Genomic DNA, 26,220 nt, shown 5'->3' with positions numbered 1-26,220 from the left:
TCAGACACCAGCGCACAACGGTGAGCTTACTGAAATGACCGGTCTATTTGATATTAGGTTGTATTTTTACCGACGCTACTGACCGACCCGGCCATAAACATCTTCAAAACGTACGATGTCGTCTTCACCCAGATAGTCACCGCACTGCACCTCGATAAGCACCAAGTCGATCACGCCCGGGTTTTCCAGGCGATGCTTGTGCCCAGCCGAGATGAAGGTGGACTCGTTGGTGTTGAGCATGATGCTGCGGGTATCGTTGACGACCCGCGCCATACCGCTGACAACTATCCAGTGCTCGCTACGATGGTGGTGCATCTGCAAGGACAGCGAGGCCTGCGGCTTGACCACAATGCGCTTGATCTTGAAGCGCTCGCCTTCTTCCAAGGTGGTGTAGGTGCCCCATGGCCGATGCACGGTGCGATGAGCCAGGTGGGCGTCATGGCCAGTCTTTTTAAGCTGACTGACGATATGTTTGACGTCCTGTGCGTGATCCTTGTGCGCGACCAGGATGGCATCGGGCGTATCCACCACAATCAGGTTTTCCACCCCGACCAATGCGGTGAGGCGCTCATTGCTTTGAACGTAGTTATTGCTCGCCTGGTACAGCTGCACGTCACCCAGGCAGCGGTTGCCATCGGCATCAGCGCCGGTCAGTTCGCTCACGGCATTCCAGGAGCCGATGTCACTCCAGCAAATATTGCAGGGCACCGTCGCCACTTTTCGTGAGCGCTCCATGAGCGCGTAATCGATGGAAATATCGGGCACCTTGGCGAAGGTAGCCGCATCCAGATTGAGGCAGCGCTGCGTTGCGTTGTCCATCAGATTGCCAATCGCCAGGCAGGCCTCCACGGCCTCGACCACTTCAGGCGCATAGCGCTTCATTTCGTCAATCAGCGTGCCGACCTGGAAACAGAACATGCCCGAGTTCCACAGGTAGTCGCCCGAGGCCAGGTAACCCTGCGCCGTTTCAAGATCGGGTTTTTCGACAAAACCCTTCACGGCAAAACCGCCGCCCAGATTGGCGGCCTGGTCGATCTGGATATAACCAAAGCCCGTTTCCGGAGCCTCTGGCTGTATACCAAAGGTCACCAGCCAACCGTCTGCCGCCAAACGCTGGGCCTGCTCAACGGCGGCGGCAAAAGCCTGTGGTTTTTCAATGAGGTGGTCTGCCGGCAATACCAGCATCAGCGCTTCGTTTCCATGAGTGGCGGCAATTTCCAGGGCCGCAGCGGCGACCGCAGCGGCGGTATTGCGACCGAACGGTTCAAGCACGAAGCTCAGCTTGGGACTTGAGGCCTTGAAACGGTTGTACTCATCGAGGGTTTTGAAAAACAGCTCTCGGTTCGTGACCGTCAAAATCTCGACAACACCTTGCAGATTCAGGGCCCGTTCAAAGGTTTTCTGAATCAGGTTGCCGCCGCCAGGCAGCGCCATGAAGGGTTTCGGGTGGGCCAGGCGAGAAACAGGCCACAAACGACTGCCAGAGCCACCACAGACGATGACCGGAATTGTCTTTAACACTGATGTACTCCATTACGTATGGACTGCGCCGCAAGAGGCGCACTCCAAAAAATCTTCCCAAAATTCATTTTATCGTCAGGCAAGCAACTGCTGTCGTTTTTCAGACGAACAAGCTGCCTTTGTAAATAGACTTGGTGTTCAACAAAGCGTTTAAACCTGGCGCTAGCCGCTAGTGTCATAAGCCCACACACCCCGAGCACATGGTATTTCGAGACGCTGTGGAAAAGCCGTTGGTTGAAGCACTGCAAAATAATTGCCAGATTGGCCTCCGGTGCATCGACTAGGCGTGAGCCCTTGAGTGAGCGTCGCCCTTATTCAACGCCCTGAAGCTCTTCGCCATCACATTTACGTTACATGGCACGGCGCATTAGCGAATCAAACAGGGTGTAAAAAGGCAGAAATGCCAAGCAGATCACCCTTTTTAATGCTACAGCCTGACTATCCCCCGCTCAAGCACCGCACATCCCCCAGCTCGCGGAGCGAGGTGACTAACAGCGCCTACATCACATTCTGGAAGGGGCAAAAAGCAATACCGAGAGCGCCCTGCGACCAGCCATCCGACGCCTGGATGTTTTAGATATCCGCCCGATAGCCTGGGCCACCTGGGCCAGTCGTTGCGCCCTGGTGAGGGGCATTGACATCACCCCCACTTCTGCAGGCTCAACCCTGTGTCGGACAAGACTGCACCACTAAGGTTCACCAACTTGCTTCTACCCCCCACCTTCCGACAAGCTACGCACCTGCGACTGCGTATCCAAACGATGAAAGAAGACCAATCTGCATGCGAATTCTGATAACCGGCGGTGCGGGCTTTATCGGCTCGGCCTTGATCCGCCACCTGCTGCAAAACACCGAGCACAATGTCCTCAATCTGGACAAACTGACTTACGCCGGCAATCTGGAGTCACTGGCGACTGTAGCCGGCAACCCGCGCTACGAGTTCCTCCAGGCCGACATTGCCGATAGCGAGACCGTCGGCGCTGCCCTGCTGCGCTTTCAGCCCGAGGCCATCATGCACCTGGCTGCCGAGTCCCATGTCGATCGCTCCATCGACGGACCGGCCGAGTTTATCCAGACCAACATCGTCGGCACCTACAGCCTGCTGGAAAGCACGCGCAGTTACTGGCAGGGCCTCGACGAACCGCGCAAGGCCGCCTTCCGTTTCCATCACATTTCCACCGACGAGGTGTATGGCGACCTGCACGGTGTCGATGACTTGTTCACCGAAACCACGCCCTACGCACCCAGCTCGCCCTACTCCGCCAGCAAGGCCGCGTCCGACCACCTGGTCCGGGCCTGGCAGCGCACCTATGGCCTGCCGGTGCTGCTGACCAACTGCTCGAACAACTACGGCCCCTACCACTTCCCCGAGAAGTTGATCCCGCTGGTGATCCTCAACGCCCTCGATGGCAAGCCACTGCCGGTCTACGGCGATGGCCTGCAAGTCCGTGACTGGCTGTTCGTCGAGGATCACGCGCGCGCGCTGGTGGAAGTCGTCAGCCGTGGCGTGGTCGGCGAGACCTACAACATCGGCGGTCATAACGAACAGAAGAACATCGACGTGGTGCGCGGCATCTGTGCCCTGCTGGAAGAGTTGGCGCCCGCGAAACCGGCCGGCATCGCACGCTTCGACGAACTGATCAGCTTCGTCAAGGATCGCCCGGGGCACGACCTGCGCTACGCTATCGACGCCAGCAAGATCGAGCGCGAGCTCGGCTGGACCCCGCAAGAAACTTTCGACACCGGCCTGCGCAAGACCGTGCAGTGGTACCTCGACAACCTCGAATGGTGCCGCCGCGTGCAGGATGGCAGCTATCAACGCGAACGACTGGGAGCTTCACTATGAAAGGGATTATCCTCGCCGGCGGCTCCGGCACCCGACTGCATCCGATCACGCTCGGTGTGTCCAAGCAGTTGCTGCCGATCTACGACAAGCCGATGGCCTATTACCCGATCTCAGTGCTGATGCTCGCTGGCATTCGTGAAATCCTGGTGATCTCCACGCCCCATGACCTGCCGCAGTACCGCAACCTGCTGGGCGATGGCAGCCAGTTCGGCGTTGAGTTCAGCTATGCCGAGCAACCCTCTCCGGACGGCCTGGCCCAGGCCTTCCTGATCGGCGAGGAATTCATCGGCAAGGACCCGGTCTGTCTGATCCTCGGCGACAACATCTTCCATGGCCAACACTTCACCGAGATGCTCAAGCGCGCCGGCAACAAGCAGCCCGGTGCGACGGTGTTCGGTTACTGGGTGAACGATCCCGAGCGTTTCGGCGTGATCGAGTTCGATGCGCAGGGCCGCGCCATCTCCATCGAAGAGAAGCCCAAACAGCCAAAATCCAGCTATGCGGTCACCGGTCTGTATTTCTACGACAACGACGTGATCGAGATCGCCAAGGCGGTGAAACCCTCCCCCCGTGGCGAGCTGGAAATCACCGACATCAACAACGCCTACCTGCAACGTGGCGACCTGCGTGTCGAACGCCTGGGCCGCGGCTTCGCCTGGCTGGATACCGGTACCCACGACAGCCTGCTGGAAGCCTCGCAATACGTGCAGACCATCGAGCATCGCCAGGGCCTGAAGGTCGCCTGCCTGGAAGAAATCGCCTTCCAGAACGGCTGGATCGACAAGGCGCAATTGCTCGATCGCGCCCAGGCCTTCGGCAAGACCGGCTATGGCCAGTATCTGTTCAAACTCGCAGGGGAACATGCGTGAAGGTCATCGCCACCGAGCTACCGGAAGTCTTGATCCTCGAACCCAAAGTCTTCGGCGATGAGCGCGGCTTCTTCCTCGAAAGCTTCAACGCCCACACCTTCGCAGAAGCGACCGGGCTCAAGCGTGAATTCGTCCAGGACAACCACTCGCGTTCGCAACGCGGGGTCTTGCGCGGCCTGCATTATCAGCTGCAGCAACCCCAAGGCAAGCTGGTGCGCGTGACGGCCGGCGAAGTGTTCGACGTGGCCGTCGACGTACGCCGCAGTTCGCCGAACTTCGGCCGCTGGGTCGGCGTACACCTGTCCGCCGAGAATAAACGCCAGCTCTGGGTGCCCGAGGGCTTTGCCCACGGTTTCGTGGTACTCAGCGAGTTCGCCGAGTTTCTCTACAAGACCACCGACTACTACGCGCCGGCCCACGAGCGCTGCATCCGCTGGGATGACCCGAGCCTGGCGATCGACTGGCAGCTCGGCGAGCCGCCGCAACTGTCGGCCAAGGACCAGGCTGGCCTGAGCCTCGAACAGGCGGACGTATTCCCGTGAAAATCCTGATTACCGGTCGCAGCGGCCAGGTCGCCCGCGAGCTGCAACTGAGCCTGGCGGGCAGCGCCGACGTGGTTGCGCTTGGCCGCGACCAACTCGACCTGGCCGACCCGGCCCAGATTCGCCAGCAAGTCCGTGCCTTGGCGCCGGACCTGATCATCAATGCCGCCGCCCATACCGCCGTGGACCAGGCGGAAAGCGAGCCCGAGCTGGCTTTCGCGATCAACGCCACCGCACCCGGCGTGCTCGCCGAAGAGGCCGCGGCGCTGAATGTGCCGCTGATCCACTACTCCACCGACTACGTGTTCGATGGCAGCAAGCCGAGCCCGTACAGCGAGGAGGACCAGCCCAACCCGCTCGGCGTCTATGGCCGCAGCAAACTGGCCGGCGAGCAGGCCATCCAGGCGGTCGGCGGCGCGCACCTGATCCTGCGTACCAGCTGGGTCTACTCCCAGCATGGCCGCAACTTCCTGCTGACCATGCAACGCCTGTTGCAGGAGCGCGAGCACCTGCGCGTGGTCGCTGACCAGATCGGCGCCCCGACCTGGGCCGGCAGCATCGCCGCAGCCACCGCCGAGCTTATTCAGCAGTGGCAGAGCGGCACCCGTAACTGGGGTATCTACCACTTCAGCGCCCAGGGCGAGACTTCCTGGTTCGGTTTCACCAACGCCATCGCCGAACGGCTCAAGGCCGAGGGCAAGGCCTGTGCGACGCTGGAGCCGATACCCTCCAGCGCCTACCCGACCCCGGCCCAGCGCCCGCTCAACTCGCGGCTGCACGGCAGCAAACTGTTGCAGGACTGGAAGGTCGCCCTGCCGGACTGGCGCAATGGGCTGGATGACTGCCTGAAACACCCCCGCTGAGCTGACGAGTGCCATAATGCGCCCATCAACAGGCGCATCGGGACACCATGACAGCATCCGCCACCCCCTATCGCCCGCGCTGGCGCAGCCTGGCCCTGCTCGCTTTAGTGCTGGCGCCACTGCTCTGGCCGGTGCAGCGCCTCGCCGAGCGTTACTACACCCAGGCACTGCTGGAGCAGAACCGACAGACACTCGACCTCTATGTCGCCAACCTGCTCGGCACCCTGCGGCGCTTTGAAGTGTTGCCGCCGATCCTCGCCGACCTGCCGCCCTTGCGCGCGCAACTGGCCGAACCGCGCGACCCGGCGCGACTGGTCGCGGCCAACCTGCTACTGGAAAAGGTCCGCGAAGAAACCGGTGCCGACGTCATCTACCTGATGAACCCGCAGGGCATCACCCTCAGCTCGTCCAACTGGAACCAGGCCGACAGCTTCGTCGGCCGTGACTTCACCTTTCGCCCCTACTACCGGGAGGCCCTGCAGGGTCGGCAGGGGCGCTTCTTCGGCCTCGGCACCACCTCCGGCAAACGTGGCTACTTCTACGCCAGCCCGGTGCGCGAGGGCGGCAGGGTAATCGGCATCCTAGTGGTCAAGGTCGATCTGGACGACGCCGAAACGCTCTGGGGCAATACGCCCGAACAGCTGCTGGTCACCGACTCCAATGGCGTGGCCATCATCACCTCGCGCCCCGAGTGGCGCTTCCGTGCCACCCGCCCGCTGGACAACGCCGAACGCGCAGCCATTGCCGCCAATCAGCCCTACCCGACCCAGTCCCCCGACCCCATGCGGCTCGACCAGGGCATCTGGATCACCCAAAGCCGCGAACTGCAGGAAATCGGCTGGACCGTCAGCATCCTCGCCCCGCGCGTCCTGGTCGACCGCCAGGTGCGCACCACCGCCGCCATCGCCGGCGCCACCCTGCTGGTGCTGATCCTGCTGCTCGGCCTGATGATGCAGCGCCGGCGCCATTACCTCGAGCGCATCGCTCTGGATGCCCGTGCCCGGCGCGAACTGGAGATCCGTGTGCTGGACCGCACCCGCGACCTGGAAGCGCTGAACAGCCGTCTGAAGGATGAGGTGCTGGAGCGCGAACATGCCCAGCAGGAACTGCTGCGGGCCCAGGACGAACTGGTGCAGGCCGGCAAGCTGTCCGCCCTCGGCACCATGTCGGCGAGCATCAGCCATGAGCTGAATCAGCCACTGGCGGCCATCCGCAGCTACGCGGAAAACGCCGGGGTGCTGCTCGATCACCAGCGCACCGACGAGGTACGCGGCAACCTCAAACTGATCAGCGAACTGACCGCGCGCATGGCCTCGATCATCGCGCACTTGCGCGCCTTCGCCCGTCGCGATCGGCATGCGCCGGAAAGCGTGGCCCTGCAACCGGCCCTGGACGATGCCCTGGCACTGCTGGCAAAGCGCCGGCGGGCGATGGAGGTGGAGCTGATCCGCGACCTGCCGGATGCCACGCTGTGGGTGCAGGCCGGCGAAACGCGGCTGCGCCAGGTGCTTGGCAATCTGCTGGCGAACGCCCTCGATGCACTCGGCGAAAAAGCCCCGCCGCGGCGCATCTGGCTGAGTGCCGCGCAGACCGCCGACGGCATCCAGCTGAGCCTGCGCGACAACGGCCCGGGCTTCTCCACCGAAGCCTTGAACCGTGCCCGCGAACCGTTTTTCACCACCAAGACCAGTGCCCAAGGCCTCGGCCTGGGCCTGGCGATTTGCGATACCCTGATGCGCGCCCTCGGCGGTGAACTGCTGCTGGCCAACCACCCCGAGGGCGGCGCATTGCTGACCCTGCGCCTGCGTGCCGCCGCACCAGGCGTCAACCTCCAACCCCCCGAGGATCACTCCGCATGAGTACGGACAACGCCATCGACAGCCGCATCCAGGTTCTGCTGATCGACGACGACCCGCACCTGCGCCAGGCGCTCAGCCAGACCCTCGACCTGGCGGGCCTCAAGGTGCTGGCCCTGGGCGATGCACAAGGGCTGGCCAAGCGCATCGGCCACGACTGGCCGGGGGTGGTGGTCAGCGATATCCGCATGCCGGGGCTCGATGGCCTGCAACTGCTGGAACAACTGCACGGGCAAGACGCCGAGTTGCCCGTGCTGCTGATCACCGGCCACGGCGACGTGCCCCTGGCCGTGCAGGCGATGCGCAGCGGGGCTTATGACTTTCTGGAAAAACCCTTTCCCAGCGACGACCTGCTTGATAGCGTGCGCCGCGCCCTGGCGCTGCGCCGCCTGGTACTGGACAACCGCAGCCTGCGCCTGGCCCTCGCCGACCGCCAGGCGTTGAGCGTCCGGCTGCTCGGCCAGTCGCCGGCGATCCTGCGCTTGCGCGAGCAGATCGGCGCCCTCGCGGCGATCAACACCGACGTGCTAATCCTCGGCGAAACCGGTGCCGGCAAGGAAGTGGTCGCCCGTGCGCTGCATGACCTGTCCAACCGCCGCACCGGTCCCTTCGTCGCCATCAACGCCGGCGCGCTGGCCGAGTCGGTGGTGGAAAGCGAGCTGTTCGGCCATGAGCCCGGCGCTTTCACCGGTGCGCAGAAGCGCCGTATCGGCAAGTTCGAATTCGCCAATGGCGGCACGCTGTTCCTCGACGAAATCGAGAGCATGAGCCTGGAGGTGCAGGTCAAGCTGTTGCGCCTGCTGCAGGAGCGGGTGGTCGAGCGCCTCGGCGGCAACCAGCTGATTCCCCTGGATATCCGCGTGATCGCCGCAAGCAAGGAGGATCTGCGTCAAGCGGCCGATCAAGGGCGCTTCCGCGCCGACCTGTATTACCGGTTGAACGTCGCGCCGTTGCGCATCCCACCGCTGCGCGAGCGCGCCGAGGACGCTTTGCTGCTGTTCCAGTACTTCGCCGACGCCGCCAGCGCCCGCCACGGCCTGCCCGCCCACACACTGCAGCCGGGGCAGCATGCCCTGCTGTTGCGCCACAACTGGCCGGGCAATGTGCGCGAGTTGCAGAACACCGCCGAACGTTTCGCACTTGGCCTGGACTTGGGCATCGAGCTGGGTCTGGAGCAGGCACCCGGCCGTCAGCAGACCGATCTGGCGGCCAGCAGCGGCGGTCTGAGCGAACAGGTCGAAGCCTTCGAGCGGGCCTTGATCGCCGCCGAACTGACCCGTCCCCACAACTCGCTGCGCAGCCTGGCCGAAGCGCTGGGCATACCACGCAAAACCCTGCACGACAAACTGCGCAAGCACGGCCTGAACTTCGCCGACGTGGGTGGCAGTGTCACCGATGAGCCGGACTGAGCCCGCCACTCGCGCCGCCAGCCCAGTTCACTGCCACTGCAACCTGCTGGGCAAAAATCGTCAGCAGGCTCTGACCGGCAGCGCTCAAGCGGCGCCCAACGCCGTGTAAAGCGCTTTGTCGGCCTCCGGCATCGGCTCGCCGCACAGGAAACGCTGCAAATTCACCGGCTCGCCAGACCTGGCGCCGAGCTGGGCCCGCAGGTCAGCGAACAGCCGATCGTAATCGCCATGAAAGGTAAAGAGTGGCGCCTGTCGCGGCACCAGTCCGTACTTGCGCAGGCAGCGCCCGGCCTCCTGCAGGAAGTTGTAAGCCACATCGCGATGCAGGCTGAACGTCTCGCGCACCACCCGCCCCGCCACCTCGCCGCCTAACTGGAAATCCACATAAGTCCCGGCTTCGCTGTGGCGCACGCGGTAGTCGAGGCTCAGGCGATAGCCAGGAAAAGCCCCTAGCGGGGCGCGTGTTACTTCGGCATGGCCGGGGGTGAACATGTTGGCCTCCTCTCCGGCGGCTCTAGGCAGAAGGAGCAGATCAACTTCCGCCTAGAGCAAACCAAAATTACCGATAAAGCGTTTATGCCATAAAACCAAAGTGGCCTTTAGCCCTCCAGCCTGAATAAAAACCATTGTCCTGCAGACTCGAGAAACCCACCCAGCAGCTCCAAGATGGTGCAGCCAAGCGCTTTAGGCTGCCCGTTTCGGGCCGCCATCAAGCTATCACGAGGAATGCGTTATCTGGCTCGGGAGTATTTTGAACATGAAAAGTTAGCCGGCTATTGATCCAGGTCATGACTTCCCCCCCAATTAGCCGCGCTTAATGGCTACCACTTCTTCTCCTAGCCTGGAGGCACACAATGTCCGAGCCCGCCAACAAACTCCGCCTCGGTGCGCTGGTCGCGCTGGTGGTCGGTTCAATGATCGGCGGGGGGATTTTCTCCCTGCCGCAAAACATGGCCGCCAGTGCCGATGTCGGCGCCGTGCTGATCGGGTGGGTAATCACCGGTTTCGGGATGCTGACCCTGGCATTCGTGTTCCAAACCCTGGCCAACCGCAAACCCGACCTCGACGGCGGGGTCTACGCCTATGCCAAGGCCGGCTTCGGCGACTACTTGGGTTTTTCCTCGGCCTGGGGTTACTGGATCAGCGCCTGGCTCGGTAACGTCGGCTACTTCGTGCTGTTGTTCAGCACCCTCGGCTACTTCTTCCCCATCTTCGGCGAAGGCAACACCCCGGCCGCCATCATCGGCGCCTCCGTGCTGCTCTGGGCCGTGCACTTCCTGGTGCTGCGCGGCATCAAGGAAGCCGCCTTCATCAACCTGGTGACCACCGTCGCCAAAGTCGTGCCGTTGCTGCTGTTCGTGCTGATCGCGTTCTTCGCCTTCAAGCTGGACATCTTCACCGCAGACATCTGGGGCCTGAAAAACCCCGATCTGGGCAGCGTAATGAACCAGGTGCGCAACATGATGCTGGTCACCGTCTGGGTGTTCATCGGCATCGAAGGCGCGAGCATCTTTTCGGCCCGCGCGGAAAAACGCTCGGACGTCGGCAAGGCGACCATCATCGGCTTCATCACCGTGCTGCTGTTTCTGGTGCTGGTGAATGTGCTGTCGCTGGGCATCATGACCCAGCCCGAATTGGCCAAGCTGCAGAACCCGTCCATGGCCGCCGTGCTGGAGCATGTCGTCGGTCACTGGGGCGCGGTACTGATCAGTGTCGGCCTGATCATTTCCCTGCTCGGTGCACTGCTGTCGTGGGTGCTGCTGTGTGCGGAGATCATGTTCGCCGCCGCCAGCGACCACACCATGCCGGCCTTCCTGCGCAAGGAAAACGCTAACCACGTGCCGGCCAACGCGCTGTGGCTGACCAACGCGATGGTGCAGATCTTCCTGGTCATCACCCTGTTCTCCGCCAGTACCTACCTGTCGCTGATCTACCTCGCCACCTCGATGATTCTGGTGCCCTACCTCTGGTCGGCGGCTTATGCGCTGCTGCTCAGCGTGCGCGGCGAGACCTACGAACAAGCCGCGGGCGAGCGCAACAAGGACCTGATCATCGCCGCCATCGCCGTGATCTATGCCGTCTGGCTGCTGTATGCCGGCGGCGTGAAATACCTGCTGCTGTCCGCGCTGCTCTATGCCCCGGGCGTGATTCTTTTCGCCAAGGCCAAGCGGGAAGTCGGCCAACCGATCTTTACCCAAATCGAGAAAGTGATCTTCGTCGCCGTCGTCATCGGCGCGCTGGTGGCCGCCTACGGCCTCTACGACGGCTTCCTGACACTCTAACTTTTTGAAGGAGAACCGCCATGTCCAACGACAACGTCAAACTCGGGGTCCACTCGGAAGCCGGGAAGCTGCGCAAAGTGATGGTCTGTTCACCGGGCCTGGCCCACCAGCGCCTGACGCCGAGCAATTGTGACGAACTGCTGTTCGACGATGTGATCTGGGTCAGCCAGGCCAAACGCGACCACTTCGACTTCGTCACCAAAATGCGTGAGCGCGGCGTCGAAGTCGTCGAAATGCACAACCTGCTGGCCGAAACCGTACAGAACGCCGACGCCCTGAAGTGGATTCTCGATCGCAAGATCACCGCCGACCAAGTGGGCCTGGGCCTGACCAATGAAGTCCGCTCCTGGCTGGAAAGCCTCGAACCCCGCGCCCAGGCCGAGTTCCTGATCGGTGGCGTAGCGGGTTCCGACCTGCCGGACAGTTTCGGCGGCAAAGCCATCGAAATGTTCCGCAGCTATCTCGGCAGCTCCAGCTTCATCCTGCCGCCACTGCCGAACACCCAGTTCACCCGCGACAACACCTGCTGGATCTACGGCGGCGTGAGCCTCAACCCGATGTACTGGCCGGCTCGCCGCCAGGAAACCCTGCTGGTCAGTGCCATCTACAAATTCCACCCGGACTTCGTCAATGCCGACTTCAAGGTCTGGTATGGCGACCCGGACAAGGACCACGGCGCCGCGTCGCTCGAAGGCGGTGACGTGATGCCCATCGGTAACGGTGTGGTGCTGGTCGGCATGGGCGAGCGCACCTCGCACCAGGCGGTCGGCCAACTGGCGCAATCGCTGTTCGCCAACAACGCGGCGCAACGGGTAGTCGTCGCCGGGCTGCCGAAATCCCGCGCGGCCATGCACCTGGATACCGTATTCAGCTTTTGCGACCGCGATCTGGTGACGGTGTTCGCCGAAGCGGTCGATGCCATCACCCCTTTCAGCATCCGCCCGGACGGCAACCGGCCCGGCGGCCTGGACGTGCGCCGCGAGGAAAAACCCTTCCTCGATGTGGTCGCCGAATCCCTCAAACTGAAAAAACTGCGCGTGGTGCCCACCGGTGGCAACAGCTTCGAGGCCGAACGCGAGCAGTGGGATGACGGCAACAACGTGGTCGCTATCGAGCCCGGCGTAGTGGTCGGTTACGACCGCAACACCTACACCAACACCTTGCTGCGCAAAGCCGGGGTGGAAGTCATCACCATCAGCGCCGGCGAACTCGGTCGCGGCCGTGGCGGCGGTCATTGCATGACCTGCCCGATCATCCGCGACCCGATCGATTACTGATTGATATTTAGCCCACCAATTACCAGGCCCTGTGAAGCCGTAGCGAGCGCCTGGCAAGGAGATTGATCATGGCTTTCAACATGCACAACCGTCACCTGCTCAGCCTGATGCACCACACCACCCGTGAGCTTCACTACCTGCTGGACCTCTCGCGCGACCTGAAGCGCGCCAAGTACACCGGCACCGAGCAGCAACACCTGAAACGCAAGAACATCGCGCTGATCTTCGAAAAAACCTCGACCCGCACCCGCTGCGCCTTCGAAGTCGCCGCCTATGACCAGGGCGCCAGCGTCACCTACATCGACCCGAGCTCCTCGCAGATCGGCCACAAAGAGAGCATGAAAGACACCGCCCGCGTGCTCGGCCGCATGTTCGACGCCATCGAGTACCGCGGCTACGGCCAGGAGATCGTCGAAGAGCTGGCCAAGTTCGCCGGCGTGCCGGTGTTCAACGGCCTGACCGCCGAATTCCACCCGACCCAGATGATTGCCGACGTGTTGACCATGCGTGAACACAGCGACAAGCCGATTCACGACATCAGCTACGCCTACCTCGGCGATGCCCGTTACAACATGGGCAATTCGCTGCTGATGATCGGCGCCAAGCTCGGCATGGACGTGCGCATCGGCGCGCCCAAGGCGCTCTGGCCGACCGAGGAGTTCATTGCCCAGTGCCAAGGTTTCGCCGAGGAAAGCGGCGCGCGCATCACCCTCACCGAAGACCCGCAGGCCGCGGTCAAGGGCGTCGATTTCATCCACACCGACGTCTGGGTGTCCATGGGCGAGCCGGTCGAAGCCTGGGACGAGCGCATCGCCCAACTGCTGCCGTACCAGGTCAATACGCAGATGATGAAAGCCTCCGGCAACCCTCGGGTGAAGTTCATGCATTGCCTGCCGGCGTTCCATAACAGCGAAACCAAGGTCGGCAAGGACATCGCCGAGCGCTACCCGCACCTGGCCAACGGCGTTGAAGTCACCGAGGACGTGTTCGAGTCGCCGGCCAATATCGCCTTCGAGCAAGCGGAAAACCGCATGCACACGATCAAGGCGATCCTGGTCTCGGCGCTCGCGGACATCTGACGGAGCGCGCGTTCCCATGCCCCCGCGTGGGAACACATCCCGTGACGCTCTGCGTCACTGCCATGGACGCCTCTTGCCCCTTAACCAAGGAGAATTGCTATGCGTATCGTCGTCGCATTGGGCGGCAACGCCCTGCTGCGTCGTGGTGAGCCCATGACTGCGGACAACCAACGCGAAAACGTGCGAATCGCCACCGAACAGATCGCCAAGATCGCCGCCGGCAACGAATTGGTGATCGCTCACGGCAACGGCCCGCAAGTCGGCCTGCTGGCCCTGCAGGCCGCGGCCTATACCTCGGTCAACCCCTACCCGCTGGATGTGCTCGGCGCCGAGACCGAAGGCATGATCGGCTACATGATCGAACAGGAGCTGGGCAACCTGCTGCCGTTCGAGGTGCCCTTCGCCACCCTGCTGACCCAGGTGGAGGTGGACAGCAACGACCCGGCCTTCCAGAACCCGACCAAGCCCATCGGCCCGGTGTACTCGAAAGCCGACGCCGAGCGCCTGGCAGCGGAAAAAGGCTGGAGCATCGCCCCCGACGGCGACAAGTTTCGCCGCGTGGTCGCCAGCCCAAGACCCAAGCGCATCTTCGAAATCCGCCCGGTCAAATGGCTGTTGGAGCATGGCACCATCGTCATCTGCGCCGGTGGTGGCGGCATCCCGACACGCTACAACGCCGAGGGTACGCTCGAAGGTGTCGAGGCCGTGATCGACAAGGACCTGTGCTCGGCCTTGCTGGCCGAACAACTGGAGAGCGATTTGCTGGTCATCGCCACCGATGTCAACGCGGCCTTTATCGACTGGGGCAAGCCCAGCCAGAAAGCCATCGCCCAAGCCCACCCGGACGAACTGGAGCGGCTCGGTTTCGCCGCCGGCTCCATGGGCCCGAAAGTCCAGGCGGCCTGCGAGTTCGCGCGTAATACCGGCAAGGTCGCGGTGATCGGTTCGCTGGCGGATATCGAGGCCATCGTCCAGGGCAAGGCCGGCACCCGCATCAGCACCGCCAAACCCGGCCTGAGCTACCGCTAAAACCCAGGGCGTACTCGCGCGGCTGTCCGCCCTCCAGCGGCGGACTGCTCGCTGCGCGCCTGGGCCGCCCTGCGGTCAGCGCCTCACCGGCCACCGAGATCGGGGTTTAAAGCGCCTTCTCGAAGATCTGCGAGTTGCGCTGGTAGTTGTACAGCGAGGCCCGCGCCGCCGGCAGGCGCTCGACGCCGCTGGGCTCGAAGCCGCGCTCGCGGAACCAGTGGGCGGTGCGGGTGGTGAGCACGAACAAGGTCTTCAAGCCCTGCGCCCGCGCGCGTTCCTCGATGCGCTCCAGCAGCTCGTCGCCACGGCCACCATGGCGATAATCCGGATTGACCGCCAGGCAGGCCAGCTCGCCGGAATCCGAGTCGGCGATCTGATAGAGCGCCGCGCAGGCGATGATCAGCCCGTCGCGTTCGACGATGCTGAACTGCTCGATCTCGCGCTCCAGCACTTCCCGCGAGCGGCGCACCAGGATGCCCTGCTCTTCCAGCGGACTGATCAGGTCGATCAGGCCGCCGACATCCTCGATGCTCGCCTCGCGCAATTGCTCGAACTGCTCCTGGTCGACCAGGGTGCCGCCGCCGTCGCGGGTGAACAGCTCGGTGAGTAGCGAACCGTCTTCGCCATAGCTGACGATATGGCTGCGCTTGACCCCGCCACGGCAGGCCTGGGCGGCGGCATCCAGCAATTCCGCCTGGTAACTGTTGCCGAGCCGTTGCAGGTGGTTGGGCACCTGCTGCGGGCGCAGTTCACGCACCAGCTTGCCGCGCTCATCCAGCAGCCCGCGCTCAGCGCCGAACAGGATCAGCTTGTCGGCGCCCAGATCGATCGCCGCGCGCATGGCCACGTCTTCACAGGCGATGTTGAAGATTTCCCCGGTGGGCGAGTAGCCCAGCGGCGAGAGCAGCACAATCGAGCGCTCGTCGAGCAGCCGGCCGATGCCCTTGCGGTCGACCCGGCGGACTTCGCCGGTGTGGTGATAGTCGACACCTTCAAGCACGCCGATCGGCCGCGCGGTGACGAAGTTGCCGCTCGCCACGCGCAGGCGCGAGCCCTGCATCGGCGAGGCGGCCATGTCCATCGACAGGCGTGCTTCGATGGCGATCCGCAGTTGGCCGACGGCGTCGATCACGCACTCCAGGGTCGGCCCGTCGGTGATCCGCAGGTCGCGGTGATAATGCGGCGTCAGCCCACGGGCGGCCAGCCGTGCCTCGATCTGCGGGCGCGAGCCATGGACCAGCACCAGGCGCACGCCGAGGCTGTGCAGCAGCACCAGGTCATGGACGATGTTGCCGAAATTCGGATGCACCACGCCGTCGCCGGGCAGCATGACGACGAAGGTGCAATCGCGGTGGGCATTGATATAGGGCGAAGCGTGGCGCAGCCAATTGACGTATTCCGGCATAGCGTAATGAGCCTTTGATTCGTGAAGAGAAAGCTGGAGCGAGCAACCGCATCTGCGCGCGGCGCAGGTGAAACGTCGGCTTTATCGTCGAAGTTGGGGCTGCAACACGCGCGCTCTCCTTAACGTTCAATCGGTGATCAATCGGCAACGCCGCCCTGGCTGGCGTTGCCGGCATTCGCTTCGCTAGGCCATGGGGCTCAGGCAGTAGTGCTGAATCAACTCACGCAACAGACGTACTGTCGGCTGTAAACGTGACATTTCCAGGAACTCCCCGGGCTGATGGGCGCAGCTGATATCGCCGGGGCCGAGAATCAGAGTCTCGCACCCCAGTTGCTGAAGATAAGGCGCTTCGGTGCCGAATGCCACTGCCTCGGCGCGGTGCCCGGTCAGCCGTTCGGCCACGCGCACCAGTTCGGCGTCGGCGGCCTGTTCGAACGGCGGCACACTGGGAAACAGCGGCGCGAAGTCGATGCTGACCTGATGCTGCGCGGCCAACGGCTGCAACTTCTGGCGGATCGCCGCACGGAGCATTTCCGGGTCCATGCCCGGCAAGGGCCGCAGGTCGAATTCCAGCGAACACTGGCCGCAGATTCGGTTGGGATTGTCGCCACCGTGGATGCAGCCGAAATTCAGCGTCGGTTGCGGCACCGTGAACTGGGCATTGCGGTATTCCTGCTGCCACTGCCGACGCAACTGCATCAGCTCGGCCATCGCCCCGTGCATCGCCTCCAGAGCGCTGTGACCGAGGCTCGGGTCGGAGGAGTGGCCACTCTGACCGAGAATATCGATGCGTTCCATCATCACGCCCTTGTGCAGGCGGATCGGCCGCAAGCCGGTCGGCTCGCCGATCACCGCCGCCCGCCCCAAGGGCCGGCCCGCCGCCGCCAGCGCCCGGGCGCCGGCCATCGAGCTTTCTTCATCGCAGGTGGCGAGAATCAGCAGCGGCTGGCGGAACGGCTGGTCGAGCAGCGGCAGCAGCGCTTCGATCACCAGGGCGAAGAAGCCTTTCATGTCGCAGGCACCAAGGCCGACCCAGCGGCCGTCGACTTCGGTCAACTTGAGCGGGTCGGTCTGCCACAGGGCGCCATCGAAGGGCACGGTGTCGCTGTGCCCGGCCAATACCAGGCCGCCAGGACCGCTGCCGAAGCTGGCGAGCAGGTTGAACTTGCCCGGTTCGACCTCTTGCAGCTCGCAGGCGAAGCCCAGGTCGCCGAGCCAGGTGCAGAGCAAATCGATCACCCCGCGGTTGGACTGATCCAGGCTCGGCTGGGTGCAACTCACCGACGGCGTGGCGATCAACGCGGCGAATTGCTCTTTGAGGGAAGGTAGGCGCATTCCGGGTCTCCACAAGCGAGCCCCATCATAGAGCCATCGCCACTCAGGAATAAACCGCCAAAGGCCGGCGCTGGGGCGGCGCACCGGCTTGTCCTGTACACTCCATGGCTTCAGCAGCCCACGCCTCCGGCACTTGGTGGCTGCGCATCCGTTATCAGCGTTTGGATTCCCCGGCCATGCAGAAAGAAACCGAAATCAAACTCCGCGTCAGCCGCGAAACCCTCGCCGCACTGCGTGAGCACCCGTTGCTGAAAAAGCGCAACAAGGCTGGCTGGGAGCGTCGCGAACTGTTCAATCAGTATTTCGATACACCGGAACGGGACCTGGCCAAAGCCCGGATCGCGCTGCGCATCCGACGTGACGGCGAGGCGCTCATCCAGACCCTGAAGACCCGTGGCCAGAGCGTCGCCGGTTTGTCCGAGCGCAACGAGTACGACTGGGCATTGAGCAAGGCCAAGCTGGACCTGAAAAAGCTGAATGACGCGTGCTGGCCAGAAGCCTTGGCCGAGCTGGACAAAAAACAGCTGCAGGTGATTTTCACCACCGACTTCGTCCGTGAGCGCGCGGAAATCGCCTGGGGCCGTGGCAAGAGCAAAGTGCTGATCGAAGCCGCCCTCGACCTCGGCAAAGTGGTCGCCGCCGGCCAGGAAGAGGAAATCTGCGAGCTGGAGCTGGAGCTGCGCCAAGGCGAACCACAGGCGCTGCTGGAACTGGCCGCGGAGCTGGCGACGGATCTGGCGCTGATGCCCTGCGACATCAGCAAGGCCGAACGCGGTTATCGCCTGTTCGACGCCAGCAGCTATTCGCTGAGCCTGCCGCTGCCGGAGCTCAACCCCGAACTGGCGCTCGACCAGGCCTTCGCCGCGCTGGCCTGGCACCTGCTCGGCAGCAGCCAGCGCCTGGCCGAGCAATACCGCTTCAACGGTCACTGGCGCCTGCTGGTCGACTGGGTCGAGCAGCTTGTGGAACTGCGGGCGTTGGTCGGCAGCCTTGGCCAGGCCGCGCCACGGGCCAGCAGCCACGAACTGCGGCTGAGCCTCGACGCGCTGCTCAGCGAGTGGCGCCCACGGGTACAGGCCGGGCAGCACGACGAAACCGTGCGCCAAGCCGCGCCCGCGCAGTTCGCCGCCGAGCTGCAAGGCACGCGCTGGGGCCTGTTCTCGCTGAACACCTCGCGCTGGCTGCTGGCGAACGCCTGGACGGCCGAGCGCAACAACCGCGGCAACCGCCAGGGCGCGGCGGTGCTCGGCAACTGGCTACCGCACCTGCTGGCCGAAGAAGCCGTGGCCTTGCAACTGGGTCGCTATCAGCAGCAACCGGAAGACCTCAGCGAACAACTGCCGCGCATCGAGCGCCTGCAAGTCTGGCTGCGCCTGGCCCGCCAGGTGTTGGACGTGCCGGAAGTCGACCGCCTGTATGGCGAGCTGAACAAGCTGCGCGAACTGGCCAACCGCGCGCTCGATGAGGAATGCCTGGCGGCGCGCGTGCAGCAGGCGCAAACCGTGCTGACCAGCAAAGCCTGGAAAGTCCTGCTGCGCCTGTAAGCCCGCCGCCGCGAGTGCGAGCCCGAGCACAAGTGCAGGCTCGCAGCATCGCGCCGGGCGGCGCAATCGGGCATGCTTAGGGCTATTCTTTGCAAGCCCAGCAGCCGTAGGGTGTGCTCGACGCTGCGCAGCAGAACCGCCTGACAAGGAGTTCGCATGTCCGCCTTCGCTTCACCGGCCCAGGATCGCACGCTGGATCTCAACGACCTGCTGCGCGAATTGGTCGCCCAGGGCCGCCTGGCGCAGGAAACCGCCGAGCAATGCCTGGCGATCCGCCGCAGTTCGGCCAACCCGCAACTGCATCCACTGGAGTTTCTCGCCGCACAGCAGGTCGACGACCTCAGCCGGCCGGGCAAGAAGCTCGACCTGGAAAGCCTGACGGTCTGGCTGGCGCAGCATGCCGGCCAGCCTTACCTGCGCATCGACCCGCTGAAGATCAACGTCGCCGCGGTCACGCCCCTGATGTCCTACGCCTTCGCCCAGCGCCACAAGATCCTCGCCGTGGCGGTGGACAGCGAAGCGGTGACCATCGCCAGCGCGCAACCCTTCGTCAGCAGCTGGGAAGCCAACCTGACCCATGTGCTGAAACGCCCGATCAAGCGCGTGGTGGCCAACCCGGCGGATATCCAGCGTTTCGCCGTGGAGTTCTTCCGCCTGGCCAAATCGGTCAGCGGCGCCAGCGCCGTCGACACCAGGAACAGCAACCTCGGCAACTTCGAGCAACTGCTCAACCTCGGCGCCAGCGACCAGGAGCCGGACGCCAACGACGCGCACATCGTCAACATCGTCGACTGGCTGTTCCAGTACGCCTTCCAGCAGCGCGCCAGCGATATCCACATCGAGCCGCGCCGCGAGCAGGGCACCGTGCGCTTTCGCATCGACGGCGTGCTGCACAACGTCTACCAATTCCCGCCACAAGTGACCATGGCCATCGTCAGCCGCCTGAAAAGCCTGGGGCGGATGAACGTCGCCGAGAAGCGCAAACCGCAGGATGGCCGGGTGAAGACCAAGATCCCGGGCGGCGGCGAGGTCGAGTTGCGCCTGTCGACCCTGCCCACCGCCTTCGGCGAAAAGATGGTGATGCGGATCTTCGACCCGGAAGTGCTGCTGAAGAACTTCGACCAGCTAGGCTTTTCCCCCGACGACCTGCGCCGCTGGCTGGACATGACCAGCCAGCCGAACGGCATCATCCTGGTCACCGGCCCGACCGGTTCGGGCAAGACCACCACGCTCTACACCACGCTGAAGAAGCTGGCGACCTCGGAGGTCAACCTCTGCACCATCGAGGACCCGATCGAGATGGTCGAGCCGGCCTTCAACCAGATGCAGGTCCAGCACAACATCGACCTGACCTTCGCCAGCGGCGTGCGTGCGCTGATGCGGCAGGACCCGGACATCATCATGGTCGGCGAAATCCGCGACCTGGAAACCGCGGAAATGGCGATCCAGGCCGCGCTCACCGGCCACCTGGTACTGTCCACCCTGCACACCAACGACGCCCCCAGCGCCATCACTCGCCTGCTCGAACTGGGCGTACCTTATTACCTGCTGCGGGCCACCCTGCTCGGGGTCATGGCCCAGCGCCTGGTGCGCACACTCTGCCCGCATTGCAAAGCGCCGGAGCAGATCAGCGCAGAGGACTGGCAAAGCCTGACCAAACCCTGGAGCGCACCGCTGCCCGGCGGCGCACACATCGCCGTCGGCTGCCTGGAGTGCCGCGATACTGGCTACCGCGGCCGCGCCGGGGTGTACGAAATCATGCAACTGACGGACAGCGTCAAACCCCTGATCACCGCCGACACTGACCTGCTGGCCCTGCGCCGCCAGGCATTCAAGGAGGGCATGCGCAGCCTGCGCCTGTCCGGCGCGCAGAAGGTCGCCGCCGGCCTGACCACAATCGAGGAAGTGCTCAGAGTCACCCCGCAAAGCGAACAAAAATGAATCGTAGGGTCGGTTAGGCCGCAGGCCGTAACCCACCAACCGCTCAACTGGTCGGTGAGTGTCGGTGCCTGGCGGCACCGTTGGCGGGTTACGCCGCCATGCGGCTAACCCGCCCTACGAATGACCAACCCACCCTAGGGAAAAGGAGTTTTTATGGAAATCGGCAGTGTGATTTTTCTTTTCGTCGGCCTCGCTCTGGCCATGGTCTTCATGGGGTTCAAGGTCGTACCGCAGGGTTATGAGTGGACCGTGGAGCGCTTCGGCCGCTACACCAACACCCTGAAACCGGGGCTGAACATCATCGTTCCGGTAATGGACCGCATCGGCCGCAAGCTCAACGTGATGGAAAGCGTGCTGGATATCCCACCGCAGGAAGTCATCACCGCCGATAACGCCACGGTGCAGATCGACGCGGTGTGCTTCTACCAGGTGATCAACACGGCCCAGGCGGCGTACGAGGTCAACAACCTCGAACACGCGATCCGCAACCTGCTGCAAACCAACATCCGCACCGTGCTCGGCTCGATGGAGCTGGATGCCATGCTCAGCCAGCGCGACGGGATCAACGAAAAACTCCTGCGTACCGTCGACGAAGCCACGGCGCCCTGGGGTATCAAGATCACCCGTATCGAGATCAAGGACATCAGCCCGCCCGCTGACCTGATGGCCGCCATGTCCGGGCAGATGAAAGCCGAACGGGTCAAGCGCGCGCAAATCCTCGAAGCCGAAGGCCTGCGGGCGGCAGCGATCCTCACCGCCGAAGGCAAGAAGCAGGCGCAGATCCTCGAAGCCGAGGGCGAGCGCCAAGCCGCCTTCCTCGAATCCGAAGCGCGCGAGCGCCAGGCCGAAGCCGAAGCCCGCGCGACCCAGGTGGTCTCCGAAGCGATTGCCAGCGGCAACGTGCAGGCGATCAATTACTTCGTCGCACAGAAATACATCGACGCCCTGGGCAAGCTGGCCTCGGCGAACAACAGCAAAGTCATCCTCATGCCGCTGGAAGCCAGCCAGGTGATAGGCGCAGTGGGCGGCATCGGCGAGATCGTGCGCGCCACCTTCGACAACAAAAAAGTCTAGGGAAGACGGAACATGTGGGACTACTTGCAACACCTTTCATTCTGGGACTGGCTGGCTCTCGGCACCCTGCTGCTGATCCTCGAAGTGTTCGGCGCCGGCGGCTATCTGTTGTGGATGGGCGTGGCTGCCGCCGCGGTCGGGGTGATCAGCTACGTGTTTCCGGCACTGCCCTGGACCTGGCAGTTCCTGCTGTTCGGCCTGTTGTCGGTGCTCACCGCGGTACTCTGGTGGCAACGCCAGCGCCACGCCGCCAAACCCTCCGACCAACCGGGGCTGAACCAGCGCGGCCAGGAATTCATCGGTCGTACCTTCCAGTTGCACGAGGCGATTGTCGACGGGCGCGGCAAGATCAAGGCCGGCGACAGCCTCTGGCTGGTCAGTGGCCCGGACCTGCCAGCCGGCACCGCGATCAAGGTGATCGGCCAGGATGGCGTACTGCTCAAGGTCGCTGCAGCCAGCTGAGCACCCTGCTACGACTGAACTCCCAACCTGTGCCGGTAGTCCTATTGGGCACTACCCACAGGAGTTCTGTTCATGTGTATCAAACTGGCCATCGTCCCGCTCTTGCTCGTACTGCCCGTCGGTTCGGCACTGGCCGACAGCACGGTACGCGACATCCTCTCTTCCGGCGCGACCACCGCCTCGACCTACCTGACGTTCCGCAAACATGACGACAAGCTGATCGTTGCCGCCCAGGATGACGCCAGCGCCTATATCGCCAGTGCCGGCAGCATACGCGGCCCCTACCTGGAAGCGGCGATGCAGAAAGTGCGCACCGACAACCCGGGCCTGCAGGCCAGCGACCAGGACCTGGCCCGCGCCATTCTGGTTGCGCAGTGACGTCGAGATCAGCAGGAAGTGCCACACTCGAGCGGCGCGACACATGCACAGGCATGGCGAGCAGCTACATGCTGACTACCCGGTAGAGGCTGGCCAGGCCCGCATCGAGCGATGTTATTGCTGACCCCATCGCGAAATTGCACACGGCCTGCCACACCTCGGCCAGGGCCGTGAGACTATCAGGCGCTTGCTGCAACCCCCGATAACAAGGACCGTTACCCATGGGCAACCCCATTCCCACGCTGAAAGTCGTACTGATCCTGATGATTGCGATCAACCTCATCTGGTTCAGTGATCGCCTGTTCTCCCTCGTCGACATCGATGTTTTCGCGCTGGTGCCGTCCTCGGCGATCCAGCTTATCGGTCTGCTCGGCAGCCTGCTGCTCATCGTCTTCAACGTGCTGTTGCTCGGCCTGCTGCCGCGCCTGCAACTCAAGCCCGAATAGCGCTACGCGAGCGCGGGGACCCAAAAAGGCAGCAATCAGCGCTTCCCGAGAACCCCTGGACTCCCGCGACGGTGTGGCCTGTGACGATGTCTAGCGCCCATCCACCAAGCACTGCACGTGTGGCGATTACTCGCGGTAATCGTCCACCGGCACACAAGCGCAGAACAGGTTGCGGTCGCCGTAGACGTTGTCCACGCGATTCACCGTCGGCCAGTACTTGTGGGCTCGGCTGTGGGCGGACGGGGTGACCGCCTGCTCGATGCTGTAGGGACGTTCCCAGATACCGATGACATCCGCCAGGGTGTGCGGCGCACGCTTGAGCGGGTTGTCCTCGGCCGGCCACTCGCCGCTCTGCACTTTGTCGATCTCCGCGCGGATGCTCAGCATCGCCTCGATAAAGCGATCGAGCTCGTGCTTGGATTCGCTTTCAGTCGGCTCGATCATCAGCGTGCCCGGCACCGGGAACGACATGGTCGGGGCATGGAAGCCGTAGTCCATCAGACGCTTGGCGACGTCCTCCTCGCTGATCCCGGTCAGTGCCTTGAGCGGGCGCAGATCGAGGATGCATTCATGGGCCACCCGCCCGTTGCGGCCACTGAAGAGGACCGGGAAGGCGCCACCCAGCTGGTTCGCCAGGTAGTTGGCTCCGAGGATCGCCACTTCGGTGGCATCGGCCAGTTGCGGGCCCATCATGGCGATGTACATCCAGCTGATCGGCAGGATGCTGGCACTGCCCCAAGGCGCCGCGCTGACTGCACCATTCTCGGGGTTCGGGCCTTCCAGCTGAATCACCGGGTGGTTGGCGACGAACGGCGCCAAGTGTGCGCGCACACCGATCGGGCCCATACCCGGGCCGCCACCGCCGTGCGGGATGCAGAAGGTCTTGTGCAGGTTCATGTGCGACACGTCGGCGCCGATGTCCGCCGGACGCGCCAGGCCGACCTGGGCGTTGAGGTTGGCACCGTCCATGTAGACCTGGCCACCGTGGACGTGGATCACCTCGCAAATTTCACGGATGCCTTCCTCGTACACGCCGTGGGTCGAGGGGTAGGTCGCCATCAGGCAGGCCAGTTGCTCACCGGCTTCGGCGGCCTTGCGCTTGAGGTCTTCCAGATCGACGTTGCCCTCGTTGTCACACTCGACGATCACCACGCGCATGCTCGCCATCTGCGCCGAGGCCGGGTTGGTGCCGTGCGCCGAAGCCGGGATCAGACAGATATTGCGATGCCCTTCGTTGCGGCTCTCGTGGTATTTGCGGATCGCCAGCAGGCCGGCATATTCACCCTGGGCGCCGGAGTTGGGCTGCATGCAGATCGCGTCGAAGCCGGTGATGGCGCGCAGCCAGGCCTCCAGTTCGTCGATCATCAGCGTGTAACCGCTGGCCTGTTCCAACGGCACGAAAGGGTGCAGGTTGGCGAACTGCGGCCAGGTGATCGGGATCATCTCGCTGGTGGCATTCAGCTTCATGGTGCAGGAGCCGAGCGGGATCATCGACTGGTTCAGCGCCAGGTCCTTGTTCTCCAGCTGCTTGAGGTAACGCAGCATCTCGGTTTCGCTGTGGTGGGTATTGAACACCGGGTGGCTGAGGTAGCTCGAGCTGCGTTGCAGCGCCTGAGGAATGCCGCAAGGCACCTCACCGGCGTCCAGCTCGGCGACGTCGAGGCCGTGATCGGCACCGAGGAACACGTCGAACAAGCGCGCCACGGTCTCGGCGCCGCAGGTCTCGTCCAGGCTCAGGCCGAGCTGGCCACGGCCCAGGATGCGCAGGTTGATCTGCGCGGCCTGGGCCGATTCGATGATCGCCGTCTGGCTGCCGCCGACGTCGAGGGTCAGGGTGTCGAAGAACTGCCGATTGAGGCGCTGGATGCCTTTGCGCTCAAGGCCGACGGCCAGAATCGAGGTCAGCCGGTGCACGCGCTGGGCGATCTGCTTCAGGCCCTGCGGCCCGTGGTAGACCGCGTAGAAGCTGGCGATATTGGCCAGCAGCACCTGCGCGGTGCAGATGTTCGAGTTGGCCTTCTCGCGGCGGATATGTTGTTCGCGGGTTTGCAGGGCCATGCGCAGGGCGACGTTGCCGCGCGCGTCTTTCGACACGCCGATGATGCGTCCGGGAATCGCCCGCTTGAATTCGTCGCGGGTCGCAAAGTAGGCCGCGTGCGGGCCGCCATAGCCCATCGGCACGCCAAAGCGCTGCGCCGAACCGAACACCACATCGGCCCCCAGCTCACCGGGCGGGGTCAGCAGCAGCAGGCTCAGCAGGTCGGCGGAAACACAGGCCAGGGCCTGTTGCGCGTGCAGTTGCTCGATCAACGGGCGCAGGTCGCGGATTTCGCCGTGGGTGTCCGGGTACTGCAACAGGCCACCAAACACCTGGTGCTCGCCAAGGGTTTCGACGGCCGCCACCACCAGGTCGAAGCCAAAGGCTTCGGCGCGGGTGCGGACCACGGAAATGATCTGCGGGTGGCAGTTCTGGTCGACGAAGAACAGGTTGCTCTTGCTCTTGGCCACGCGCTTGGCCAACGCCATGGCTTCGGCGGCGGCAGTCGCCTCATCCAGCAAGGAGGCGCTGGCCAGATCCAGGCCGGTGAGGTCGATGGTCAACTGCTGGAAGTTCAACAGCGCTTCCAGGCGTCCCTGGGCGATTTCCGGTTGATACGGCGTGTAGGCGGTGTACCAACCCGGGTTTTCCAGCACGTTGCGCAGGATCACCGCCGGCGTCAGCGTGCCGTGGTAACCCATGCCGATCAAGCTGGTCCAGACCTGATTCTGCTCGGCGTAGCCGCGCAACTTGGCCAGCGCCGCCTCTTCATCCAGCGCCGCCGGTAGCTCCAACGGACGATTCAGGCGAATCGCCGGTGGTACCGTCTGCTCGATCAGTTCGGCGCGACTGCCCAGGCCGAGAGCCTCGAGCATGGCCTGCTGTTCATCGGCATCAGGCCCCAGGTGGCGACGCAGAAAGGCGTCGGACTGCTGGAGCTGCACAAGGCTGGGCGTTTGGGACATGGTCGGGCTCTCGGAAAAAGACAAAGCCTCGATTCGCAGGCCTGCGAATCGAGGCTTTT

The 26,220-nt window shown here is 63.6% G+C and carries 21 protein-coding genes; 16 read left to right on the top strand and 5 right to left on the bottom strand.

Annotation, left to right across the window (positions count from 1 at the left end):
• Positions 1 to 75: 75 nt before the first annotated feature.
• Positions 76 to 1,521 (bottom strand): mannose-1-phosphate guanylyltransferase/mannose-6-phosphate isomerase, encoded by a 1,446-nt coding sequence (locus AC3IYG_RS01625; protein WP_489311979.1) that lies wholly within the window; start codon positions 1,519 to 1,521, stop codon positions 76 to 78.
• 781 nt (positions 1,522 to 2,302) lie between these two features.
• Here AC3IYG_RS01625 and rfbB point away from each other — a divergent pair.
• Genes rfbB through AC3IYG_RS01595 form a run of 6 tightly spaced genes read left to right on the top strand, consistent with a single transcriptional unit; the run spans position 2,303 to position 8,906 of the window.
• On the top strand, positions 2,303 to 3,367 hold the full coding sequence (gene rfbB, locus AC3IYG_RS01620; RefSeq protein ID WP_489311978.1) for a dTDP-glucose 4,6-dehydratase: 1,065 nt from the start codon (positions 2,303 to 2,305) through the stop codon (positions 3,365 to 3,367).
• Positions 3,364 to 4,236: a glucose-1-phosphate thymidylyltransferase RfbA gene (rfbA, locus tag AC3IYG_RS01615; RefSeq protein WP_489311977.1), complete on the top strand. Its 873-nt coding sequence runs from the start codon at positions 3,364 to 3,366 to the stop codon at positions 4,234 to 4,236. Before rfbB ends, rfbA begins: the two co-directional genes overlap by 4 nt.
• Positions 4,233 to 4,778 carry a dTDP-4-dehydrorhamnose 3,5-epimerase gene (rfbC, locus tag AC3IYG_RS01610; protein ID WP_489311976.1) on the top strand — a complete coding sequence of 182 codons (546 nt, stop codon included), beginning with the start codon at positions 4,233 to 4,235 and terminating at the stop codon, positions 4,776 to 4,778. Before rfbA ends, rfbC begins: the two co-directional genes overlap by 4 nt.
• Entirely contained in the window at positions 4,775 to 5,641 is an 867-nt protein-coding gene (rfbD, locus tag AC3IYG_RS01605) for a dTDP-4-dehydrorhamnose reductase (RefSeq protein WP_489311975.1), read from the top strand. Before rfbC ends, rfbD begins: the two co-directional genes overlap by 4 nt.
• A 47-nt stretch (positions 5,642 to 5,688) precedes the next feature.
• The gene (locus AC3IYG_RS01600; RefSeq protein ID WP_489311974.1) at positions 5,689 to 7,500 is read left to right on the top strand and encodes a sensor histidine kinase; all 1,812 of its coding nucleotides are present in this window, start codon (positions 5,689 to 5,691) and stop codon (positions 7,498 to 7,500) included.
• The gene (locus tag AC3IYG_RS01595; protein WP_489311973.1) at positions 7,497 to 8,906 is read left to right on the top strand and encodes a sigma-54-dependent transcriptional regulator; all 1,410 of its coding nucleotides are present in this window, start codon (positions 7,497 to 7,499) and stop codon (positions 8,904 to 8,906) included. Before AC3IYG_RS01600 ends, AC3IYG_RS01595 begins: the two co-directional genes overlap by 4 nt.
• Before the next feature lie 84 nt (positions 8,907 to 8,990).
• On the opposite strand, the gene AC3IYG_RS01590 is transcribed toward AC3IYG_RS01595, so the two are convergent.
• Positions 8,991 to 9,398 (bottom strand): DUF5064 family protein, encoded by a 408-nt coding sequence (locus AC3IYG_RS01590; RefSeq protein WP_489311972.1) that lies wholly within the window; start codon positions 9,396 to 9,398, stop codon positions 8,991 to 8,993.
• 362 nt (positions 9,399 to 9,760) lie between these two features.
• Here AC3IYG_RS01590 and arcD point away from each other — a divergent pair, with 362 nt between their 5' ends.
• From arcD to arcC, 4 genes are all read left to right on the top strand, one after another.
• Positions 9,761 to 11,188, top strand: coding sequence for an arginine-ornithine antiporter (gene arcD / locus AC3IYG_RS01585; RefSeq protein ID WP_489311971.1), 1,428 nt, complete (start codon positions 9,761 to 9,763; stop codon positions 11,186 to 11,188).
• Between the two features lie 20 nt (positions 11,189 to 11,208).
• The gene (gene arcA / locus AC3IYG_RS01580; protein ID WP_489311970.1) at positions 11,209 to 12,465 is read left to right on the top strand and encodes an arginine deiminase; all 1,257 of its coding nucleotides are present in this window, start codon (positions 11,209 to 11,211) and stop codon (positions 12,463 to 12,465) included.
• A 68-nt stretch (positions 12,466 to 12,533) separates the two neighbouring features.
• Positions 12,534 to 13,544 carry an ornithine carbamoyltransferase gene (locus AC3IYG_RS01575; protein ID WP_489311969.1) on the top strand — a complete coding sequence of 337 codons (1,011 nt, stop codon included), beginning with the start codon at positions 12,534 to 12,536 and terminating at the stop codon, positions 13,542 to 13,544.
• Between the two features lie 99 nt (positions 13,545 to 13,643).
• On the top strand, positions 13,644 to 14,573 hold the full coding sequence (gene arcC, locus AC3IYG_RS01570; RefSeq protein WP_489311968.1) for a carbamate kinase: 930 nt from the start codon (positions 13,644 to 13,646) through the stop codon (positions 14,571 to 14,573).
• 106 nt (positions 14,574 to 14,679) lie between these two features.
• Here the strand turns inward: arcC and argA are convergent, their stop codons facing one another.
• Together argA and argE are read right to left on the bottom strand one after the other, a co-directional pair.
• On the bottom strand, positions 14,680 to 15,978 hold the full coding sequence (gene argA, locus AC3IYG_RS01565) for an amino-acid N-acetyltransferase (protein ID WP_489311967.1): 1,299 nt from the start codon (positions 15,976 to 15,978) through the stop codon (positions 14,680 to 14,682).
• Between the two features lie 183 nt (positions 15,979 to 16,161).
• Entirely contained in the window at positions 16,162 to 17,313 is a 1,152-nt protein-coding gene (gene argE, locus AC3IYG_RS01560) for an acetylornithine deacetylase (protein ID WP_489311966.1), read from the bottom strand.
• A 176-nt stretch (positions 17,314 to 17,489) separates the two neighbouring features.
• Here argE and AC3IYG_RS01555 point away from each other — a divergent pair, with 176 nt between their 5' ends.
• The 6 genes from AC3IYG_RS01555 (at position 17,490) to AC3IYG_RS01530 (ending at position 23,158) form a co-directional block, all read left to right on the top strand.
• Positions 17,490 to 18,857: a CYTH domain-containing protein gene (locus tag AC3IYG_RS01555; protein ID WP_489313818.1), complete on the top strand. Its 1,368-nt coding sequence runs from the start codon at positions 17,490 to 17,492 to the stop codon at positions 18,855 to 18,857.
• Positions 18,858 to 19,013: 156 nt separating this feature from the next.
• Positions 19,014 to 20,798: a type IV pilus assembly ATPase TfpB gene (tfpB, locus tag AC3IYG_RS01550; protein WP_489311965.1), complete on the top strand. Its 1,785-nt coding sequence runs from the start codon at positions 19,014 to 19,016 to the stop codon at positions 20,796 to 20,798.
• A 153-nt stretch (positions 20,799 to 20,951) separates the two neighbouring features.
• Positions 20,952 to 21,872: an SPFH domain-containing protein gene (locus tag AC3IYG_RS01545; RefSeq protein WP_489311964.1), complete on the top strand. Its 921-nt coding sequence runs from the start codon at positions 20,952 to 20,954 to the stop codon at positions 21,870 to 21,872.
• Between the two features lie 12 nt (positions 21,873 to 21,884).
• Positions 21,885 to 22,334, top strand: coding sequence for an NfeD family protein (locus tag AC3IYG_RS01540; protein WP_489311963.1), 450 nt, complete (start codon positions 21,885 to 21,887; stop codon positions 22,332 to 22,334).
• Between the two features lie 72 nt (positions 22,335 to 22,406).
• Positions 22,407 to 22,712 carry a DUF2388 domain-containing protein gene (locus AC3IYG_RS01535; RefSeq protein WP_489311962.1) on the top strand — a complete coding sequence of 102 codons (306 nt, stop codon included), beginning with the start codon at positions 22,407 to 22,409 and terminating at the stop codon, positions 22,710 to 22,712.
• A gap of 221 nt (positions 22,713 to 22,933) precedes the next feature.
• Positions 22,934 to 23,158 (top strand): hypothetical protein, encoded by a 225-nt coding sequence (locus AC3IYG_RS01530; RefSeq protein ID WP_489311961.1) that lies wholly within the window; start codon positions 22,934 to 22,936, stop codon positions 23,156 to 23,158.
• Positions 23,159 to 23,284: 126 nt separating this feature from the next.
• On the opposite strand, the gene gcvP is transcribed toward AC3IYG_RS01530, so the two are convergent.
• Positions 23,285 to 26,161, bottom strand: coding sequence for an aminomethyl-transferring glycine dehydrogenase (gene gcvP, locus AC3IYG_RS01525; protein WP_489311960.1), 2,877 nt, complete (start codon positions 26,159 to 26,161; stop codon positions 23,285 to 23,287).
• Positions 26,162 to 26,220: the final 59 nt, after the last annotated feature.

Source organism: Pseudomonas sp. KH_027 (genome assembly GCF_057838565.1).
Note: the sequence above shows the minus strand (reverse complement) of the source record. Positions and strands in the feature narration are given on the sequence as shown.